Below are 17126 nucleotides of genomic sequence, written 5' to 3' on the forward strand. Positions count from 1 at the left end.
GGTTTGTCCCCTTATTTGGGCAATGCGAGGAATGCGGTTTGGCCGTGCTTGCGCTGGTAGTCGCGCTTTTGCTCAGCAGTCATTTCGGAGCGCTTGAATGCAGCCTGGCCGCCACCCCCGCCCGGGGCTTGTGTCCCTGAAGCCCTTGGCCACAGGTGAGGCGCGCTCTCGCGCAGGGATTCCGCCCATTCGAGCGGGGTGAGAGGGGACTTGCCGTCTTTGCCGAGGATGGGCTGACCATTCTCGTCAACGGCGACCGCTTCGCCCTCTTCGTTCAGCGTGAACACGCCCTTGGCGCGCAGGATGATGTCGTCGGTTGCTTCGGGGAGTGCGCCGGCCTTCAGGGCTGCGCCGCGTACGGAATCACCCAGGACTTTGCCCTGGAACTTCGCGGCGAAGGCCTCGGCCTTTTCGGCGCGGCCGGTGATAGCCTTCAGTTGCTTGTCGTAGTCACCGCGCAGGCGTTCAGTGCGTTTATTGAACACCTCGTCCACTTTGCCCTCAGTCAGGAGCTTGGTTTCTTCGTCCTGGCCGGCTCGGCTAAGCAGCCCCTTCACTGCGTCGATGTCGATGCCTTCAAATTGGGTCTCGAACTGGCTCAGCTTGGTGGATGTGTCTTTCAGCTTACCCAGAAGCTCGTTGTTTTTCGTTTTGAGCCCAGTCACAGAGGCTTCAACGGCAGTCGCGATAGCGGCCTTGATTGCCGGGTTTTCCAGGTCGATTTCGTTTTCTTCTGCCACGTTGATGCACCCCTTGGGTATGTTTCGCCCGCTTTGCAGGCAATAAAAAACCGCCCGGGGGCGGCTGAGTAAGTGTGTTCGGCTAAATCCCGGCGCGCTCGAAGGCGAGAGGCTCCAGGCTTTTCATTTGCTTCAATGTCAGCGGCGCGAAGTTGCGATCAAGCTGCAGTTCGGCGAAGCGCTCGACGGTCAACCCGCCCTCCCGGAACAGCTTGGCCCGGATCGGGCCGATAGCCACGTCCTGGAACGATGCCGGCTGCTGTTGGAGCCAGTGGTAGTAATCGAGCTCACCACTGACCTGCTGGCCGCCGTCTGCGCCCACCGAGGCCCGCGTAGCGCCCTTGGCGAATATCGCGCTGATCTTTGTCAGCAGAATGAAGGTGGTCCTGCAGTTCGGGTGGAATGGCGGCCTTGGGCCGGAATCCACCGGAAACTTGCGTTTATCCATTGATCGGCATTGCTGGCTGGTCTTGCTGTCCAGCGTTGCCACGATTTGAATCTCTTCTACGATGTCGGTGTTGGCCTTGGCCACCTCCATGCGAGCCTGGGACGACACATGCTGAATAGCGGTGTGCACCACCGTGCTGGCATTGCGGTTGGTGGTGGCCAGCATGCCGTCTTTGTACCCTGCCGCTTTGGTGCCGCGAATGTTGCGAATGATCTGGAAGTTCGTTTGCCCTTCGAAGAAGCCCTGCCGAATGGTGCCGGTAACACGCTCACGCTCGGCGCCAGTCCACCCCTTGATGAAAGCCTTCAGCAGCTTCCCGCCACCGATGCCGCGCACACTGAGCGGGTTCGTCAGAACAGCGGTACGGATTGCAGCGGCCGTCGGCGCGACCACATCCAGCGACACGCTAACCGGTGCCGACCTTGCAAGGCTGGTCGCCTCAAACTCGGCCTCGTAGTTGGCGATATCTACCAAGTCGAGGTTCAGTTGCGCGCTGTATCGGTCGAAGATGCCCAGCAGCAGGCTATCAACCTCATCCAGCAGCGATTCCAGGCGCTTAGCGTTGTACTCGGTCAGATCCGACTTGGTGAGGCGGTCGCGGATCGACCGGTCAATCTCCTTGAGGAAGGGAGCGAATTTTCCCACCTCTCCAGCCTTCAGCTTTTCGAGGAAAACCGCGTGCCGGATCGTGGCATCAAGTACTGCCGGATTTACCGCCATTTGGTTTGTCCTCGTCGTCCAGGCCCAGGCCATCGCCCTGCTCTTCCAGCTCGCCGTCGATCTGTTGGTCCGTGCGCTCCGGCGCGATCAGCCCAAGCTTGCGCAGGTAAGCCCGCAAGTCAGCCTTGGCGAATCCGCCGTTCTGCCACAAGCCAACCAAGGCCGTGATCATCTGCGGATCAGCCGAGAGTTCGACGAACTCCTGATTCACCTGGTAGGCGACCTTCTTGTCGGTGATGCCCATGTAGGTGCAGCACCACATGATGGCCCGTGTGTAGGCTTCGCTGACGTTCGCCACGCACCCGGCGAGAACTGATGTCGATGCCGACTGATCACCACGTGACTCGGTAGCGGTCTTGGTAGCAAGTGATGCAACCACCATCCGAGCGCCCAGCTCGATCATCATCTGGTTTTTGTCGGCCATGGCCTCCTTGACCAGCGTGTTGGGCGTGGGCTGCGCATAACCGAATGCACCACCAACGGGAAGCATCATCGGGGCTCTGGAGCCGACATAGATGCCGTTTTTCTCCATCCAGTCGCGCCATTGCTCATCCAGACCGCTGATCCACGGTTGAGCCTGCCCACACCAGAACACGCTGTCTTCGTAGTCAGCGCTGTTCCGGTAATGGCCCAGGTTGATCATGGCGATGTCGTAGAGCGGTGACTCATCGATGCTCGGATCGTTGTTCTGCGCACCTACGAAGGTGAATGGAATCTCCTTTAGCCGGCCGCCGGCACCCGTAGGCCGGAATTCCTCAGTAACCGCCAGTGGCCCGCCAGTCTCTGGCCCTGACCGGCGCCATACCCGACAAACGAAGCCGTCTTCCTCCAAGGCAAGCTCCCGGTACTGCTCAACCGTCTTGAAGCCAAAGCCATCAGGGATTTCCGGCGATTCCTTCAGCACTACCAGCGTCAGCACGCTATGACCGTTCACCATGCCGGTGCGCCAGTTGATGATTTCTTCAGCGCAGTAAGTGAGGATCACCGCATGCCCGCCGATACCGTCGTCCTGGTGATAGTCGACATACAAACCATGCCGGCCAGCCTCAAGCACCTTTTCCAGCGTGCCCTGGGAGTGTTGATAGATGCTCACCCCTGAGCCGTTGGCGTTGTCCTGCAGGTAATCCAACTTCGTCGGAACCGTCAGTGTCGGATCTTTGTGGAAAGCCAGGCCTAGCAACCCGTTTCGAGTGTGCCCGGTGGCGTTCTTGAACACCGCGCGCTCACGGTAAGCACGATTCCGGTCCTGATTCTCTGGCGACTTATCGTGCGCGTTGATGTAAGGCAGCCGATCGACTACCCGATGCTGGCCCGCGCAGACGTCGCGAACGGTTGCCCAGCGGTCAAGCACTGCCGTGTATTCCGCACGCTTGAAGGAGACGTCATTGCTCATCGGGCGTATCCCATTTTGATGGCGGTGACCGGTTTGATGATCGGGTACTCGCGGTGGATGAAGTAGCCGCCGGCGTCGTTCGCGTGATCGATGCCGGCGGTTTTATCTGGCTCCCCGTTCGCGCCCCACACCTGTTGCTCCAGGCCATCGGCATAGGTCGGACAGGTGAGCGAATTGATCAGGTAGCGGCGCTCGCCCTGCGCATTGCAGAAGACGGCGTTCATTGCGTTGATTCTGTCCTTCACTGGCGGGTTTGCCGCGGGAGCGATAACCGTGAACCCGGCCTGTTTGAGCATGGCAAGGTCGGTAATGCTAGCGTTCACGGACTTACGTGAATCACCCGAGGCATCCGGGTAGATCCTGATCTCGCAGGTCTTCTTGAAGTCGTTGCCGTCGTGCTGCCAGTAGCGTTCCTTGATGCGGCGGATCATGTCAGGCGTGTCGTAGCCGTCGATCAGCTCATCCACGGCCCTGGGCAGCCCCTGGTCACGCTTGACGTGTGTGATCGCGGCCATCTTGCCGACGTTGAAGTCCATCCCGATGAACAGTGGCTCACCGGGCTGCACGGTGTCGAAGCATCCGTTGAGCTTGCGGTCGTAGGCCGTGTAGATCGTGCCGGACGTCAGGTTGACGAACTGGCCTTTGAGGTACGCCATGATCAACTGCGGCGGATACGACTCCATCAGTGATGCGATGTAGTCATCTGGCAGGTTCAGCTCGTTGTCGAACGTGCTGGCCTGCACCAAGCCATACATCTCCTTGAGCGAGGGCTTGTCGCGCAACTGCTTCACGAACTGCAGGAAGACGAACTTGAACCCTTCCGGCGTCGTGGTTACGTCCACCCCGTTTTTCAGCCCAGGCAGGTTGTACCGCATCCGGGCAATGATCTTGCGCCAGGCCTGCTGTGCCTTGAGGGCCGTCAGTACGTCCAGCTCATCCACCAGGGCGTGGCCAATCTTGAAGCCGACGATGGTCTGGGGCTTCTCCATTGAGCGGCATATCACAGTGCCGCGGTACTGCCGGCCGCTGTAGATGTGAACTTCGTGGTTCGCCTGGTTGATCTTGGTCTTGAGCCCCCAGTCGTAGGCCACCTCATCCATGGTCGGATAGAAGATGTCCCGGATCTGCGGGTAGGTGGGTGCGAAGTAACCAGCGTTGACGCCGGGCCACTCCATGAAGTGCTTGCTCAGTGCCGAGCATCCCACCCAGGTTTTGCCTGAGCCGAACCCGGCAACGAACGCACGAAATTTGTGGGGCAGCGTGAGGAACTGAGCCTGCGGAACGTTAAGGCTCGGCATTCGGCTTCCTCGCATCCACCACATCGACCTGGATGCGGGTCGGTATCACCGGTTCATCACCCGCTTCTTCCTTCCTGGCCCGGTTGACGTAGATGTCGCCACACTCTTTGGCTGCCTGCTCCAATAGCTGGGCAGTCAGTGCAATATTCTTCATGCTTTCGGCTTTCTCGGCCATGCGCCCAAGCGTGCGAAGTCGGTGAGAACGGTTGGCGATTGGTATCTCGGCCGTCTCCTCCCTAAATCGCTTGCGGGTGTCGTGAAACAGGGTCACCCATTTGGCCGCGAGGGTCTTGCTCGCCCGCTTGGTCGCATCATGCGATTCACAAAGCTGACGGGAGATCTCAATGCCGAATTCTTGTTTGACGGCCTCTACCACCTGAGAGGGGGTGTCAAAGCACGCCAAGGCCTGAACGATGAAGCCTTTCACCTCACTATTCAGGTTCGCCATAAATTGGATTCCGTCTAATGCCTGTCAAATTTCAGGCCGATCTGAGCAGACAGGTTCCGCAGGCCCTCGCAATGTTCAATTTCCCCACCTCAGCAGGACTATTTGCAGCATCCACCAACGCTTGAACGTCAGGGCTCGCACCGTAGCGACGGACAACACCGACGAACTCTTCGACGTCATGGCCACGCATCTCCAGCTTCGGCGCTCCCTCCTTGGTGAAGGCAGGCTGGCCGTAATTATCGTTGGCGTGTGCGATGTGATAAAGCTCGTGCTCAACCAAGGCGCAGAAGTCGGTTTCGCTGCACTGGGCGCAGTAGTCAGCAGCCAGAGTGATGATGTAGGCCGGCACGTCGCCGAACCAATCACGCATCTGCTGCTCCGTCCGGGCTTTCTGCCAACCACCGGCACGGAAGGCTACCTTTTCGGCCTGGCCGAGAACTGTTCTGCCCTGCTTCTCGAAGCTCGACGATGCCCACATAACCCGGATGTCTGCATCCAGTAGGTGGGCATGGTCTTCGTTGTGAATGATGCCGGTGTCGGCAAGGATCTCGGCTTGGAGCCATTCCCACACCCCAGGCGCTGGCGTCAGGCGAATAACGAAGTCTGATAGGTCAGACAGTTCAAGCAGTGATGATGGAGGATATGGCCTGTCCATTCACGCCCTCCTGTTGCAAGAAGCCCCGCACGTGGCGGGGCTTGTGCAAATGTTAACTCAATTTGGAAAAATCGGATTTACGCCGATGGAATACAGAAGAGACCTTGCTGCTTGGTCGAATGCATTGCTCATGGCATGAGTACTTTCGACCGCAACAATTACATCACCCTCGTCACCCAATAGCACATTTCCCTGACTAGTGATTCTTACAGCCCAGACTTGCCTCCAGATCTCACTCCCGTCTTCGGAAGCGATACGTTTCTCGAAAACGTAACGGCCTGTGATTGTGCCATCAACGATCTGTAAACTGAGTGCTCCTCTGGCATTCCCATATGGAGTATCAACCTTTGAGCGTAATTGCTCATCAAAGCTAAAACCTACATCCCACGCCTGCTGTATATGCTGGTGCGAGTAGAACGTCTGAAGCCCTTCGAGGAAGTGACCGCAGTAGATCTTGATAACCCTGGCGCTACTCACAGTTCCATCGACAACGCCCAAAAGCACTCGATCAATTGGTTTGAAGCTCATGTGTATCTCCCATCCGTATTGGACAGGCAGTATGCCATCTGGTCGACGCAACTCACCATGCCCGTAGGAGGAGGCTAAGGGCGTCTATCCTTCCCCGTCATCCAACAGCACTTCAATCAGCTTCTGCTCACCCAGGCGCATGGCACCCAGGCATTGCAGGTCGTCACACTTGGGGCCGAGGCCGAACACCGTGACCTCTCCCTTCGCGCCGATAAGGGTCAAGGCCCCTACGGTGCATTCAGGATGCTCACCAGCGTCGAGGTCGTCGGCGATCTTTCGCAGCGTCTTGGCAGCATCTCGCCACCCCTCACGCTTGAGCTCAACAATCTTCATGCCTAACTCCGCGCCACGATTTGGCGCATTCGAAAACGTGGCGCGGATTGACGCTACACAACGCGCTGGCCGGAGATCACCTCACCGAGCGTCAGCCCGTGACGGCATCAGCAACGCTGTCGGCCTGTTGAGAGTTGCTGAACTCACCGACAGTAGTCGAAGATGCGCCACACCCTCCGCTGTCGCTTGGCGACTCCTGGGCGTAGCAAGTGACGATGTATCGGGTCACTGGGCGAACTTGGTATTCATTGCTCATAAAGCCTCCGGCCTGCGCACAGGCTGATTGTGGGTGAAGCGCTCTGTTACTTGCCTCGGCGTTCGACACCATCATGTGCCTTGTCGCAGTGCAGGCAGTGCTCGCAGTTCAGCGTTCGGCACAACCAGGCTTTCACCGGCTGCCAGTACGTGACCATGAAGATGTGCCGGGCACCGGCCAGGGCCAGGGCGACATGCAGCGTCAGGCCGGCGGTAGTCGGGCCGAAGAAGATATTCTGGCTGCGCACCGACACGACGAAGCCGGTGATGGCGATCGTGGTGTAGATCAGCTTCCCGAGGATGCCGTCCCTCACCTTCCCGCTCAGTACGCACCAGGCTGCCCACAGCGCGATAAGGCCGCAGGCGATGGAGTTGATCAGTTCAAGATTCATGGTTAACTGCCTCCCCCGAACCGCTGGCGAATAAGCGCCCACAGGTCAGCGGCTTTGATGGCTCGGTTGATTGCTGCCAAGAGAGAACCGCCGAACGTGCCCAGGAGAAAACCAATCCCGGCGACGATCTTCGGCTCAGTGACATTCAGGTAGGCGCTGACCATGCTCGTCAGGTACAGAGAGCAGGCAACCCCGGTCACCAAGAACACCATCCATGCACGCCAGTCGGACAAGTCGTCCTTGTGCCACCAGCTCGCAACAACAGCCCCAATTAGGCCCGCAATCAACAATTCGAACCTGTCGATCTTGTCGAGCAGGCGCTGTAGATACTCCATGCGCTCGACTCCGTGGGGCATGTTTGAAATAGGTCAGCCCCGGCGGCACTCCCTGCTCAGCGCGAAGGGTGTGGCGGGGCCGAAAACGAAAAAGCCCCGATCAATGTCGGGGCTTAAAAAGTACATAGACCGCAAACTGTGGGCTATGTATGTAAAAAAGTGCTAATTCAATTTCCGTGGACCAGTCTTTAACTGAAAGGAGTTCACTGTCTCGTCAAATTCGACCGGGATACCGAAAAAACAATACTGTACCGCATCCGGGCTGATAGCCATCACCTGTACATGTTCCCCAAGCTGACCCGCTTCTTTGAGGCGCTCCCAGTAATTTTCATTCGCTAGAATTCGCACGACTTCTTTTTCAAGGTCCCGGGAGTTCTCTTCCTGAATACCTCTAAACAGCAGATCGACGCTCATATTAAGACATCCTGTATGTAGGTAATTAAGGGATTTGCTCTACATTCGCCGCAACAAAAACGTAGTAACCAATCGGCAGCGGAGATTCCCCTAGTGCAATTTTAACGTAGGACAGCGGCGCCGAATCCTCCGGTGACCCACAGAACTCCTCCCAGTACTCACCAAACAATCGCCAATCTGCAACGGTGACTTTTTGCTTCTCAAAAATTGCCAGCATTTCCCAGCGCTCGATCCGCACTACGCCTTCAGACCAAAGCTGGTCGAGCTTGAGATTCAAAAGATGTTTATGGCGTTGCTGCATGACTATCGCTCCTGATCGCGCATGCAAAATGCAGCGCCATGTGAACAATCTAGCCCGACCATATAAAAATTTCAAAACATATTAAAATTCTAATATTTTTATTAGAATTTTAAAATAACAATTCTTCTCCTAAGAAAAACCCGGCGCAGTGGCCGGGCTTAGGTCTTCATGTGCGTTTCGCGTTACTTGTGCACTATGGGAAAAGTACGTGCGAAACCCCGTCATGTCAATATTATTATGCCGCCTCTTGATCTTTTTCCGAGTGAATCACCTGCCATAGAGGTTGTTGAGCCTGAATATCCACTTCCTTGATCACTTCTTTCAGGGATTCCCACAGGTCGAGCCAGTCACGCGTCCAGTTCTTCGGGTCGATGGTTACACCAAAGAACGTCAGCATCTCGGCGGCTACCCGCGCCGGTCCCCACTCTGCCGATCCGGCGACCTCCCCCTTGTACGATTGCAGGGCCAGGGTAACCAGGTACTGCGCCTTCACGCGCTTGGCCGATGTAAGATCTGGCAGCGCTGCCTTGGCGGTGATCAGCAGCACCGCGTTCAACAGGTGCTTCATGTTCATCGCCGGGTGGTACAGGTAGTGCCCGAACTGCTGCACCTGGAACGGCAAGGTGTCGATGGCGCGCAGTACTTTGCCGATGGTGGCCAGGTGCGCGGCGCGAGCGGTGGATCGGCCGGCGGGCGTACCGCGGGTCTCGCTGATGCTGATCTTCTGGCGCACAACCTGAATGCGCTCTTCCTTGTCATCCCCCAGCGCAGCGAACACGGCCTCGGCGCGGCGCATGCGCTGCCCCTTCTTGATCGGTGCCGATTGGGCCTTGTCGATGGCTACAGCGCTGATCGACGCGTTCGATTCGTGCTGTGCTTCGGTCCATACCTGCCTTGCGTTGATCAGTTTCATGCTGCCTGCCCCTTTTTCAGTTCTCTGGTCATTGCGCGGTACTTGGCCTTGATGGCCTGTAACTGCTCAATGGTGTAGCGCTGGGGCTCATGAGGGCCTTCCAGCCAATCCACTTTTTCGGCGCCGATCCGCTTAACCAACTCCAGCCGGTAATTCACGATATCGCCCGACTTGTGGTTGTTGCACGGCGCGCACTGGCGCCACACATTCAGAGGCTCAAAGCGAAGCTCTGGGTTGCCACCGACGGTGCGGTAGTGCCCGGCGTGCCATTGGCCGTTGTGGTGCCGCCCGCAGCTCACACACGGCAGGCCGATATCCCGCTCGCGAATCCAGGCGTTAAATGCGGTCTGGGCCTCTTTCATGTGCTGGGCGCGTGACTTGATCTTCACCTTCGCGGCGCGCAGCTCCTTTCGCCCAAGGTCGGCCAGCGCTTTGCGGGCCTTTGGCTCATGCCGGGGAGCGTCGATCATTGCGCAGGCAGGGCTGCACACCGCCTGCCCCATACGCGAAGGGACGAATGAGGCCCCGCACGCAGTGACACGGCATTTCTTCGGTCTGAGTTGCTTCCGTTCAATAGTCATGCTGCCTCCTGGCTAAGCAGATCAGAGAAGTACACGCCCTGCGGAGCAAAGCGCGCGACGATACGGTCGGTGTAGGCGATGCCCTGGGCGCGGTTAAAAAGGCTGGTCACCGGGAAGCCGTCCGGCCCGAACAAGTGGCACTCCCCCATCATGTCCAGCTTGGTTTCGTACGGGAGGTGGCGCATCACCCGGTACCACTCAGCCTGAAACCCGGAGTCCTCGTTCAGCAGGATCTGCACGCCGAAGTGCAGCTTGCAGTACCGGCGGGCATCGGCCGCATCGCCGATCTGGGTCATCTCGGCGATGCGCTTGTACATCCCGAACCACAGCCGGTTTTGGTCGAGCGTGCGGTCCTTGCCCGGGCGCAGGGTCACCACGACAAACTTCTTGTCTTTGTACATGGCGCTGATTTTGGTGATGACCTCGGAGAGCTTGGCCTGGCAGTTGACGCTGATTTTGTCGGACATCAGAAACCCTCCTTGCCGCGCTGCGATTCCCACTCAAACGGAATGACGATCACCCCGCCCTCTCGAAGGCGATCAATGCAGCGCTCGCCAATGGCAGCCGGCAGCGACTGGCCGTCCAGGTTGGAAACGATGACCGTCGGGCGAAGTTCTTCGTAGCGGCCGTTGATGATTGCGAACAGCGTGGTCAGCTCGAAGTCGCTGGGCTTCTCCTTGCTGACGCCGATCTCGTCCAGGATGAGCAGCGTGGGGCTGATCAGGCTCGACAGGATCTGGCTTTCGCTCTGATCGCTGGAGTGGTCGTAGGTAGCGCGGATGGCCTGCAGCACGGCGCCGATGGTGCGGTACACCGCGGTTGCGCTGGACTTGGCCATGATCTCGTTGGCGATCGCCACAGACAGGTGCGTCTTGCCAGTGCCGGGTTTGCCCAGCAGCAGCAGGCAGCGGCCCGTCTCGGCGATCTGCGCGAACTCGGCGGCGTACCGACGGCAGGTGTTCAGCGCCTTGTGTTGCTCCGCGGTGGTAACGACGTAGCCGTCCAGGGTCTTGCTGGCGAAGCGCTTGGGGACCAGTGCGGCGCCGAGCTTGCGCTCCATGGCCATGCGCAGCTCCATCGCCTTGTTGGCCAGCTCAGCTGCGTCGGCCTTCTCGCGAATAATACGGCTACATTCGGGGCAACCGCTTTTCAGTTCCTTGCCCAGCACTGGGAAAATCTTCTGATCGAAGTCGCCGTGGGTTTCGCATTGGGCAGGCTGGATGCGCGTGCCCGGCGGCAATTCGGGGGTTGATGGTAAGGGCTCAGATCGCATAGGAACCGTCCTCGCGCTGAATCAGCCCGTCGGTGTAGTTCCGATCAGCGAAGCCGGTGTGCCGCGACTGAGGGGCCGTAGCTGGTGCAGCATCAGCGAGGCGCTTGATCACCCAGGACGCCTTGAAACCCTGCCAGCCAGAATTCAGCGCTTCGGTGATTGCGTCTTCGGCGGTGATCCCGGCCTCGGCGCACTTGGCAAGTTCGGTGTTCACGGTTGACCAGACGGTGGCGGTCACGGCGGCGCGCTTGGCCTTGCGTTGAGTCAGCCAGTCGGCCAGCAGTTGCTTGGGGACGTTATGCGGGTTGTCGGCCAGCAGCTGGGCCATGCCGAACGGAGTCTTGCGATCAGGCTTCGGAGGCTCGACTGGCTCTTGGGGCGGATTAATCTCTTTCGTAGAAAGAGTTAATAGGGGTTCTTTCTTTGTATAAAGAAGGGAGTCGTCGGTTTTGGTCTGTTTCGCAGCTGAGCCGATTCGGACCACTTGAGCCGAATCAGACGATATGGTCTGTTTCGGCTCTACTACGAAGATCCACTCTTTTGGGTCGCAAACTCCGATGTCACCGCGCGCACCGCCTTCCCGGTACAGCACGCGACGGCGCAGCAGGCCGGAGATAGCCTTCGATACCGTGTCAGGGTGTATGTGGGTTGCCTTGGCAATATCGACCGCAGGGATGCGATGCGCGCCCGTGCTGAAGTTCAAGGTGGCCTTGGCCACGTACAGAACGATCTTCATTTCGCGCGCCGACAAATCGATGGCCATCAAGCCATCCATCATCTGGTTATCCATTCGGGTAAACCCCCGAGGGTTGTGTATCGGAACAATGTTTGGCATGATTTCTCTCGCATAAAGCTGTTGAAGAAGCCGACCTCGTACGTCGGCTTTTTTATTGCCTGGAATTCAGGCGATTGATTTCAGCGCAGGCGTGCCGTTGAGCAGTGCCTCAGCCCTGCGACGCAGCTCGCACGCCTTTGCTTCAACCTGACGGCACTGCTTGGCAAAAGCTGGCAAGTGCGGCAGGTCCTGCTCGCACATCACCTGGTCGTCAAACACTTCGCTGCCGGTGTCGATCACATCACCCAGCGCGCGGATCAGCGCACCGAAGCTTTTGTTCGCGCATTGGTCGCTGGTCATCTGGCGAGCACCGGTCAGTCCGTGGCGGCTGGCCAGTTCGTTCAGGCAGTGGTCGCGGAATTCAGGCTCAAGGGCGTTAACCCACGATTCTTCAAGCCAGGACGGCATTTCCTGATCGCCAGACAACCAGCGCTGAACACGCTTGAGCCAGCGGCCGGTCGCCTTTACGAAATCGGCTACGTCGTTCTGCAAGGTCAGCGCGGCAAAGTCCGGCACCTCTTTAGCGATGGCCTTATCCGGGCACGACAGATGCAGTTCGCGGCTCAGCGCCTGGGCGAAGTCGTCCTGGCTCAGGCTGGTGCGCGCGATCTGGTTTGCAGCGTGGGCGACCAGCACCTGATCACGGGTTTGTACGGTGTGTCTGGAACTGGACGTTTGCATGGGGACTGCTCTCTTCTAATCTGGCTTCAATGGAACGGCGGACATGGATGTTGCTTAGGCGGCCCGAACATCCGCAGAAGATTGCTGCGGAAAAACGCGATCCAAAGTGCATTTCGCACCCAATTCATTCAGCGCCTGGACGATCTTCCGGGCGTCTTCAAGCTTCAATGGGCGAGCCCCCGACTCGTAGTTAGCGAGCCGCGACTGCTTCCAGTTGAGCTTTCGGTGTAAGGCTGCCTGGGTGATTCCGGCCTCCTCACGAAACTCTGCTATGAGATTCATTGCGTTGCTCCTGCGGTCAATAAACCAAGGATAAACACATATCGTGTTAATGGCAAACACAATAAGTGGGCGGATTTTATTTCACTCCGTGATTAAAATTCGATCCATGAAGACACTCGGATCGCGAATCGCGCACTACAGAGAAAAAGCAGGGCTTTCTCAGGCTGCCTTGGCAAAGGCGTGCGGATGGAAATCCCAATCGCGCATAGGAAACTATGAGAAAGATGCTCGGGAGCCAAACCTTGAAGATATCGCCAAGATTGCCCATGAGCTGAAAGTCGATCCGGGAGCGTTGCTTTTGCCTGGCGAAAGCCCCTCGAATATTTCAATCGCCGCCCAGCCCACCAAATCATTCCGCTACCCGGTAGTGAGCTGGGTTGCCGCCGGCGCCTGGGCGGAGGCTGTTGAGCCCTACCCAACTGGAATCTCGGACACCTACGAGTTTTCGGAGTACGACGCCAAAGGACCCGCTTTCTGGCTGACAGTTAAAGGCGACTCAATGACGGCGCCCGCCGGCCAGAGCATCACCGAAGGCACGCTGATCCTGGTGGACACTGAGACCGAGGTCGCACCAGGTAAGCTGGTGGTGGCTAAGCTCCCAGACAGCAATGAAGCGACATTCAAGAAGCTGGTCAGCGACGGTGGCCGCTTGTTCCTGAAGCCGCTGAACCCGAGCTACCCAATCGAGGCGGTGGACGAGAACTGCCGGATCGTGGGAGTGGTTGTACAGGCGCTGCAGAAGTTCTACTGATGATAATCAGGAGGCACTATGACCCTCACCAGACCCAACCAGCAATTGCGCCGTGACCTGAAAGATGCTGCGGCCCTGCTCAAGTGGTCAGGCGTCGATTTGTTCGGGGTCGCCAAACGGCTTCTCGCTGCCGGCGATGATATTAGCGCCGACGAGCTGATGATGATTGCGCTGAGCTATCAGACGATGGAGGACAAGCTCGCGGGTTATGCGGATGAGGTGAAAGCCGCCCGGATAATTCGGGCTGCGGAACAGAAAACATGACTGGATGGCGAGAGCAAAGCTTCTGGAGCAAGGTTGGCGTAATTGTGTGGCTGGCGTTACTAATGCTAATTCCTGGAGCTTCTGACGCTGGCTGGCTGGGTGGGAAGTCATCTAATCGAAAGCGAGTGTTCAGCCCTGGGTTCGTTGTGCCCTGCGTTCTTGTGGCGGTAGCTGAGTTGATAGCACTGAATCACTTCTATGGAGTACACGAGTAATGGCTGGCTTGATGGAAGACCTCGACGGGCCTCGGACCGCCCAGCAGGAACTGTTCTACGATCTGGAAGATGCCGCGTCAGTTATCGCATGGTCGGTAGCAGAGTTGAACGCTATAGCGGGAATCGCAAAATCATCGGACGAGGCAATAGCCTTGATGAAGATGGGCGCACTGCTCTCCGCGCAAAAGGAAAAGCTGTCAGGTTATGCGGATGAGGTGAAGGCGGGAAGGATTGTGCGGGGAAAGGCTCAGTAGGCGGGGCGGCGGGGGTTTGTTGGGTTAGGCGCATTATCGAATTTGATCGATAAGCACGGAAGAATGTTGGAGCAAGGGGATTTGCTTTGCCTATACCGGAACTAGATAAGCGTGGATTTGTAGTGGTCAACTAATCCCGGACACGACGTTAAGTTTTTTCTCGGCCTGAGCCGGTGGCAGCCCACCATTAAATTGGTGCGGTCGAATCCAGTTGTACCGGTGCATCAAAAAATGGCTGATATCCTGCTGAGCTTGTTGGACCGTCGCGTAGCCCATGGTCGGTACCCACTCGGTTTTCAGGCTCCTGAACACCCGCTCCATCGGCGCGTTATCCCAACAATTTCCTCGCCGGCTCATGCTTTGACGCATGCGATATCGCCAAAGGCGCTGGCGAAAACTCCGGCTTCCATATTGCGAGCCCTGGTCGGAGTGGAACAGCAAACCCTGAGGCTTCCCTCGCTGCTCGTAAGCCATGTCCAAGGCCTTGATGACCAAGTCGGCATCCGGCTTTCCCGACAACGCCCAACCCACAACACGGCGGGCAAAAAGATCTAGCACAACCGCCAGATACTGCCATTTCCCTTGAGCCCAGATGTAAGTGATATCGCCACACCAGACGTGGTCAGGAGCGGGCACATCAAACTCTCGGTTCAAAATATTAGGGATGTCGGGCCGCTCGACCGTCGCCTTTTTGTAAGCATGCGATCCCGGTTGTTTGCTGACCAACTCCAGCTCGCGCATCAGGCTGCGTACCTTGAATCGCCCGATCTGCTCGCCGTCGTCCTGCATCATGGCCATGATGCTACGGCTACCGGGAGCACTGCGGCCTTGGGTGAACAACTCGCTCACCCGACTGCGCAATCGAAGGCGTTCTACATCCGGTGTGCGGCGCCTGAGACGCCGAGCGTAGTAGCACGAGCGGGTCACTTCAAACACCTTGCACAGCCAATCAACCGGCTCGTGGATGCTCAACTGGTCAATCAGCGCGAACGCTCGAGATCTTCCGACATCAAGAGCGCGGTGGCCTTTTTTAAGATCGATTTTTCCCGCTCAAGGCGAGTAATTCGGGCTTCCAGCTCTTGGATTTTCTGCTGCTCCGGGGTCAGCGCTTTGCTCTGCGGGGTCACGCCCATGCGTTCTTGCTGCACCTGGTCGACCCATCGGCGCAAAGCCGACTCGCCGACACCAAGCGAGCGGCTGGCCTCAATGAAGCTGTAATCCTGCTTGAGAACGAGGTCGGCAGCCTCGCGTTTGAATTCAGGGGAAAAGGTACGGCGTTGTTTGGTCATCTGACACCTCGTTCTGGCGAGCATTCTCGCCTAAATGGGTGTCCGGTTTCATTAGACCACTACAATTTCTACCTGAAGGGTGCCACAAGGCGTCATGGGACGAGATCCGAAAGTCTTTCTGCGTGAGCGGTCATCGACGAAACCTCATGAAGGAGTTTCATCGATTCATCGAGTCCGAGTTACGACCCGTTGGTAGCGGCCTGTCACTTATTATCGGAGGAAGCTTCATCTCTGATAAGGTGACTCCCGACGACATTGAGTCATCGATACTTGTCCCAAATGCAGAAATCTCGTCCAGAGCCGCGCTTATCAGTATCGGGAACGAGGCCGCACACCTCCGCATAAAGGATGAGTATGGAATGGATTTCTACGTGAATTTAGACCTGGCCGGGCACAATGACTTCTATAATTTCTTCCAGTACGTAGGGCCAAAGGCCGCTAGCAAGAAAAAGGGCCTAAACGAGAAGGACCGTCGCGGGATAATTGAGGTTTCACCATGGTGACCTGGGTAGAGCAAGTCCATAAACGAGCATCGGCTTTTCAGGGCCAAATCGCTGCCGCTAGAGCCGCTGAAGCTGGAAGCGGTCTCGATTTATCCGGGATGATTGACCTCTATCGCCTCAAGCTTGAGGAGATGTATCTGGAGGAGATGCCGCTTGCCAAGATCATGGATAACTCCGATTTAGTATTCCACGCCGAAGGGCCGTCCACTACTGCTGGAGAGCCTGGCCTAAGAGCTTTCAACTGGCTGTGTGTTTCTGCGGAAAAACAGCTGAGAATGCTCGCCAAGGCGATTTTCAACCTAACCGACCTAGATGCAAAAAGGCTGGCCAAAAACCTTGACCTGCGCTTTTCAGGGTTTGCGCCCGGGAGTATCTATGCCGGATTTTCCATCGCTCCCATGGATTCGATCATGGATAGCGATGAACCCGAGTCTGTGCACGAGGCTATAAAGTTCGCGATCCGCCAGCTTCCGACCATCCCTGAGTTTATTGAAGACGAGTCTCTAAACCTTGGGATTGCCGAGCTCATACCTGATCCTGCGATGCGCGATGCTAGTCTGGAAGCTCTTTTCAGGCTTTCTCCGACTGGCAAGGTCGGGATCCATACTCTCGATATATCCTCTCCTGACGCCGGCCAGAGTGAGCTTGGAAACCGCGAGCGCGTGGTGCTTCGCGATGCTCTTCGGAAGCCGGTTACACTTAAGAAGAGGTTTGGAGAGTTTATCGGCGAAGTTCGGGAGGTTGACCTTGATTCTGGGAGATTCCATCTGCGTAATATCTCCGGCGTGGGCACTCTGCGCTGCGTGCTCCCGAGCGTAACCAGTGAGATAGGCCAAAAAATACTGGGCAGCGTTATCGCCGTCTCTGGTGATTATGAATGTGATGCATCGGGGCGGCCTCGGCTCATGTTCGCTCACGACCTAAAGCTCGTTAAAGAAATGTCTGAGCAGCATCGAATATCCGTATAGCACCTAGGCCCGGCCCAGCGCCGGGCTTCTTGTATCTGGCATCTGAGCTGATAAAAT

At 57.3% G+C, this 17126-nt stretch carries 26 protein-coding genes; 6 read left to right on the forward strand and 20 right to left on the reverse strand.

The window, feature by feature from the left end; translation table 11 throughout:
• Positions 1-11: 11 nt before the first annotated feature.
• The 19 genes from RHM60_RS04780 to RHM60_RS04870 form a co-directional block, all read right to left on the reverse strand.
• Positions 12-740 carry a hypothetical protein gene (locus RHM60_RS04780; RefSeq protein WP_322213793.1) on the reverse strand — a complete coding sequence of 243 codons (729 nt, stop codon included), beginning with the start codon at positions 738-740 and terminating at the stop codon, positions 12-14.
• 82 nt (positions 741-822) lie between these two features.
• Positions 823-1908 carry a minor capsid protein gene (locus RHM60_RS04785; protein ID WP_322213794.1) on the reverse strand — a complete coding sequence of 362 codons (1086 nt, stop codon included), beginning with the start codon at positions 1906-1908 and terminating at the stop codon, positions 823-825.
• The gene (locus RHM60_RS04790) at positions 1883-3301 is read right to left on the reverse strand and encodes a DUF4055 domain-containing protein (protein ID WP_322213795.1); all 1419 of its coding nucleotides are present in this window, start codon (positions 3299-3301) and stop codon (positions 1883-1885) included. Before RHM60_RS04790 ends, RHM60_RS04785 begins: the two co-directional genes overlap by 26 nt.
• Complete coding sequence (locus RHM60_RS04795) at positions 3298-4599, reverse strand: terminase large subunit domain-containing protein (protein ID WP_322213796.1); 1302 nt, start codon at positions 4597-4599, stop codon at positions 3298-3300. The genes RHM60_RS04790 and RHM60_RS04795 overlap by 4 nt, the downstream gene beginning before the upstream one ends.
• The gene (locus RHM60_RS04800) at positions 4586-5047 is read right to left on the reverse strand and encodes a DUF2280 domain-containing protein (protein ID WP_154845443.1); all 462 of its coding nucleotides are present in this window, start codon (positions 5045-5047) and stop codon (positions 4586-4588) included. Before RHM60_RS04800 ends, RHM60_RS04795 begins: the two co-directional genes overlap by 14 nt.
• Positions 5048-5078: 31 nt before the next feature.
• Positions 5079-5702: a putative metallopeptidase gene (locus RHM60_RS04805; RefSeq protein WP_322213797.1), complete on the reverse strand. Its 624-nt coding sequence runs from the start codon at positions 5700-5702 to the stop codon at positions 5079-5081.
• A gap of 57 nt (positions 5703-5759) precedes the next feature.
• A complete protein-coding gene (locus tag RHM60_RS04810; RefSeq protein ID WP_322213798.1) occupies positions 5760-6230 on the reverse strand; it encodes a hypothetical protein in 471 nt (156 codons plus the stop codon).
• 84 nt (positions 6231-6314) lie between these two features.
• Positions 6315-6563, reverse strand: coding sequence for a hypothetical protein (locus tag RHM60_RS04815; protein WP_322213799.1), 249 nt, complete (start codon positions 6561-6563; stop codon positions 6315-6317).
• Positions 6564-6865: 302 nt separating this feature from the next.
• Entirely contained in the window at positions 6866-7210 is a 345-nt protein-coding gene (locus tag RHM60_RS04820; RefSeq protein ID WP_322213800.1) for a hypothetical protein, read from the reverse strand.
• Positions 7211-7212: 2 nt separating this feature from the next.
• On the reverse strand, positions 7213-7545 hold the full coding sequence (locus RHM60_RS04825) for an MFS transporter (RefSeq protein WP_322213801.1): 333 nt from the start codon (positions 7543-7545) through the stop codon (positions 7213-7215).
• 162 nt (positions 7546-7707) lie between these two features.
• On the reverse strand, positions 7708-7959 hold the full coding sequence (locus tag RHM60_RS04830) for a hypothetical protein (protein WP_322213802.1): 252 nt from the start codon (positions 7957-7959) through the stop codon (positions 7708-7710).
• A gap of 25 nt (positions 7960-7984) precedes the next feature.
• Complete coding sequence (locus RHM60_RS04835; RefSeq protein WP_322213803.1) at positions 7985-8260, reverse strand: hypothetical protein; 276 nt, start codon at positions 8258-8260, stop codon at positions 7985-7987.
• A 235-nt stretch (positions 8261-8495) separates the two neighbouring features.
• Positions 8496-9173: a hypothetical protein gene (locus tag RHM60_RS04840; protein WP_322213804.1), complete on the reverse strand. Its 678-nt coding sequence runs from the start codon at positions 9171-9173 to the stop codon at positions 8496-8498.
• A complete protein-coding gene (locus tag RHM60_RS04845; protein ID WP_416195162.1) occupies positions 9170-9754 on the reverse strand; it encodes a recombination protein NinG in 585 nt (194 codons plus the stop codon). The genes RHM60_RS04840 and RHM60_RS04845 overlap by 4 nt, the downstream gene beginning before the upstream one ends.
• Complete coding sequence (locus RHM60_RS04850; RefSeq protein WP_322213805.1) at positions 9751-10221, reverse strand: hypothetical protein; 471 nt, start codon at positions 10219-10221, stop codon at positions 9751-9753. The genes RHM60_RS04845 and RHM60_RS04850 overlap by 4 nt, the downstream gene beginning before the upstream one ends.
• A complete protein-coding gene (locus RHM60_RS04855; protein ID WP_322213806.1) occupies positions 10221-11027 on the reverse strand; it encodes an ATP-binding protein in 807 nt (268 codons plus the stop codon). The genes RHM60_RS04850 and RHM60_RS04855 overlap by 1 nt, the downstream gene beginning before the upstream one ends.
• Entirely contained in the window at positions 11017-11817 is an 801-nt protein-coding gene (locus RHM60_RS04860; RefSeq protein WP_322213807.1) for a replication protein, read from the reverse strand. The genes RHM60_RS04855 and RHM60_RS04860 overlap by 11 nt, the downstream gene beginning before the upstream one ends.
• Positions 11818-11928: 111 nt before the next feature.
• On the reverse strand, positions 11929-12543 hold the full coding sequence (locus RHM60_RS04865) for a hypothetical protein (protein WP_322213808.1): 615 nt from the start codon (positions 12541-12543) through the stop codon (positions 11929-11931).
• A 54-nt stretch (positions 12544-12597) separates the two neighbouring features.
• Complete coding sequence (locus RHM60_RS04870) at positions 12598-12825, reverse strand: helix-turn-helix domain-containing protein (protein ID WP_068936760.1); 228 nt, start codon at positions 12823-12825, stop codon at positions 12598-12600.
• 43 nt (positions 12826-12868) lie between these two features.
• Between RHM60_RS04870 and RHM60_RS04875 the strand changes: the two genes are divergently transcribed.
• From RHM60_RS04875 to RHM60_RS04890, 4 genes are read left to right on the forward strand one after another with little or no spacing between them, the layout of a single operon-like run.
• The gene (locus tag RHM60_RS04875; RefSeq protein WP_322213809.1) at positions 12869-13576 is read left to right on the forward strand and encodes a LexA family transcriptional regulator; all 708 of its coding nucleotides are present in this window, start codon (positions 12869-12871) and stop codon (positions 13574-13576) included.
• An 18-nt stretch (positions 13577-13594) separates the two neighbouring features.
• A complete protein-coding gene (locus RHM60_RS04880; protein WP_322213810.1) occupies positions 13595-13840 on the forward strand; it encodes a hypothetical protein in 246 nt (81 codons plus the stop codon).
• Positions 13837-14055: a hypothetical protein gene (locus RHM60_RS04885; protein WP_322213811.1), complete on the forward strand. Its 219-nt coding sequence runs from the start codon at positions 13837-13839 to the stop codon at positions 14053-14055. Before RHM60_RS04880 ends, RHM60_RS04885 begins: the two co-directional genes overlap by 4 nt.
• Positions 14055-14309, forward strand: coding sequence for a hypothetical protein (locus tag RHM60_RS04890; protein ID WP_322213812.1), 255 nt, complete (start codon positions 14055-14057; stop codon positions 14307-14309). The genes RHM60_RS04885 and RHM60_RS04890 overlap by 1 nt, the downstream gene beginning before the upstream one ends.
• Positions 14310-14435: 126 nt before the next feature.
• Here RHM60_RS04890 and RHM60_RS04895 read toward each other — a convergent pair.
• Positions 14436-15598, reverse strand: a protein-coding gene (locus RHM60_RS04895; RefSeq protein WP_322212274.1) for an IS3 family transposase whose coding sequence is annotated in 2 segments (ribosomal slippage) — positions 14436-15346 and positions 15346-15598 — 1164 coding nt in all. Because the reading frame shifts where the segments join, the coding sequence is not laid out codon by codon here.
• Positions 15599-15720: 122 nt separating this feature from the next.
• On the opposite strand from RHM60_RS04895, the gene RHM60_RS04900 reads away from it, so the two are divergent.
• Together RHM60_RS04900 and RHM60_RS04905 are read left to right on the forward strand one after the other, a co-directional pair.
• On the forward strand, positions 15721-16101 hold the full coding sequence (locus RHM60_RS04900; protein WP_416195163.1) for a DUF6932 family protein: 381 nt from the start codon (positions 15721-15723) through the stop codon (positions 16099-16101).
• Complete coding sequence (locus RHM60_RS04905) at positions 16095-17069, forward strand: hypothetical protein (protein WP_322213814.1); 975 nt, start codon at positions 16095-16097, stop codon at positions 17067-17069. Before RHM60_RS04900 ends, RHM60_RS04905 begins: the two co-directional genes overlap by 7 nt.
• Positions 17070-17126 lie beyond the last annotated feature (57 nt).

It is taken from the genome of Pseudomonas sp. MH9.3 (assembly GCF_034354675.1).
In the GTDB taxonomy this organism is placed as follows: domain Bacteria; phylum Pseudomonadota; class Gammaproteobacteria; order Pseudomonadales; family Pseudomonadaceae; genus Aquipseudomonas.

What these genes read in the sequence shown, in the direction of transcription:
- RHM60_RS04785 (WP_322213794.1), bottom strand. Translation starts at nt 1,908, where the DNA reads ATGGCGGTAAATCCGGCAGTACTTGATGCCACGATCCGGCACGCGGTT.
- RHM60_RS04790 (WP_322213795.1), bottom strand. Translation starts at nt 3,301, where the DNA reads ATGAGCAATGACGTCTCCTTCAAGCGTGCGGAATACACGGCAGTGCTT.
- RHM60_RS04795 (WP_322213796.1), bottom strand. Translation starts at nt 4,599, where the DNA reads ATGCCGAGCCTTAACGTTCCGCAGGCTCAGTTCCTCACGCTGCCCCAC.
- RHM60_RS04800 (WP_154845443.1), bottom strand. Translation starts at nt 5,047, where the DNA reads ATGGCGAACCTGAATAGTGAGGTGAAAGGCTTCATCGTTCAGGCCTTG.
- RHM60_RS04805 (WP_322213797.1), bottom strand. Translation starts at nt 5,702, where the DNA reads ATGGACAGGCCATATCCTCCATCATCACTGCTTGAACTGTCTGACCTA.
- RHM60_RS04810 (WP_322213798.1), bottom strand. Translation starts at nt 6,230, where the DNA reads ATGAGCTTCAAACCAATTGATCGAGTGCTTTTGGGCGTTGTCGATGGA.
- RHM60_RS04815 (WP_322213799.1), bottom strand. Translation starts at nt 6,563, where the DNA reads ATGAAGATTGTTGAGCTCAAGCGTGAGGGGTGGCGAGATGCTGCCAAG.
- RHM60_RS04820 (WP_322213800.1), bottom strand. Translation starts at nt 7,210, where the DNA reads ATGAATCTTGAACTGATCAACTCCATCGCCTGCGGCCTTATCGCGCTG.
- RHM60_RS04825 (WP_322213801.1), bottom strand. Translation starts at nt 7,545, where the DNA reads ATGGAGTATCTACAGCGCCTGCTCGACAAGATCGACAGGTTCGAATTG.
- RHM60_RS04830 (WP_322213802.1), bottom strand. Translation starts at nt 7,959, where the DNA reads ATGAGCGTCGATCTGCTGTTTAGAGGTATTCAGGAAGAGAACTCCCGG.
- RHM60_RS04835 (WP_322213803.1), bottom strand. Translation starts at nt 8,260, where the DNA reads ATGCAGCAACGCCATAAACATCTTTTGAATCTCAAGCTCGACCAGCTT.
- RHM60_RS04840 (WP_322213804.1), bottom strand. Translation starts at nt 9,173, where the DNA reads ATGAAACTGATCAACGCAAGGCAGGTATGGACCGAAGCACAGCACGAA.
- RHM60_RS04845 (WP_416195162.1), bottom strand. Translation starts at nt 9,754, where the DNA reads ATGACTATTGAACGGAAGCAACTCAGACCGAAGAAATGCCGTGTCACT.
- RHM60_RS04850 (WP_322213805.1), bottom strand. Translation starts at nt 10,221, where the DNA reads ATGTCCGACAAAATCAGCGTCAACTGCCAGGCCAAGCTCTCCGAGGTC.
- RHM60_RS04855 (WP_322213806.1), bottom strand. Translation starts at nt 11,027, where the DNA reads ATGCGATCTGAGCCCTTACCATCAACCCCCGAATTGCCGCCGGGCACG.
- RHM60_RS04860 (WP_322213807.1), bottom strand. Translation starts at nt 11,817, where the DNA reads ATGGATAACCAGATGATGGATGGCTTGATGGCCATCGATTTGTCGGCG.
- RHM60_RS04865 (WP_322213808.1), bottom strand. Translation starts at nt 12,543, where the DNA reads ATGCAAACGTCCAGTTCCAGACACACCGTACAAACCCGTGATCAGGTG.
- RHM60_RS04870 (WP_068936760.1), bottom strand. Translation starts at nt 12,825, where the DNA reads ATGAATCTCATAGCAGAGTTTCGTGAGGAGGCCGGAATCACCCAGGCA.
- RHM60_RS04880 (WP_322213810.1), top strand. Translation starts at nt 13,595, where the DNA reads ATGACCCTCACCAGACCCAACCAGCAATTGCGCCGTGACCTGAAAGAT.
- RHM60_RS04885 (WP_322213811.1), top strand. Translation starts at nt 13,837, where the DNA reads ATGACTGGATGGCGAGAGCAAAGCTTCTGGAGCAAGGTTGGCGTAATT.
- RHM60_RS04890 (WP_322213812.1), top strand. Translation starts at nt 14,055, where the DNA reads ATGGCTGGCTTGATGGAAGACCTCGACGGGCCTCGGACCGCCCAGCAG.
- RHM60_RS04905 (WP_322213814.1), top strand. Translation starts at nt 16,095, where the DNA reads ATGGTGACCTGGGTAGAGCAAGTCCATAAACGAGCATCGGCTTTTCAG.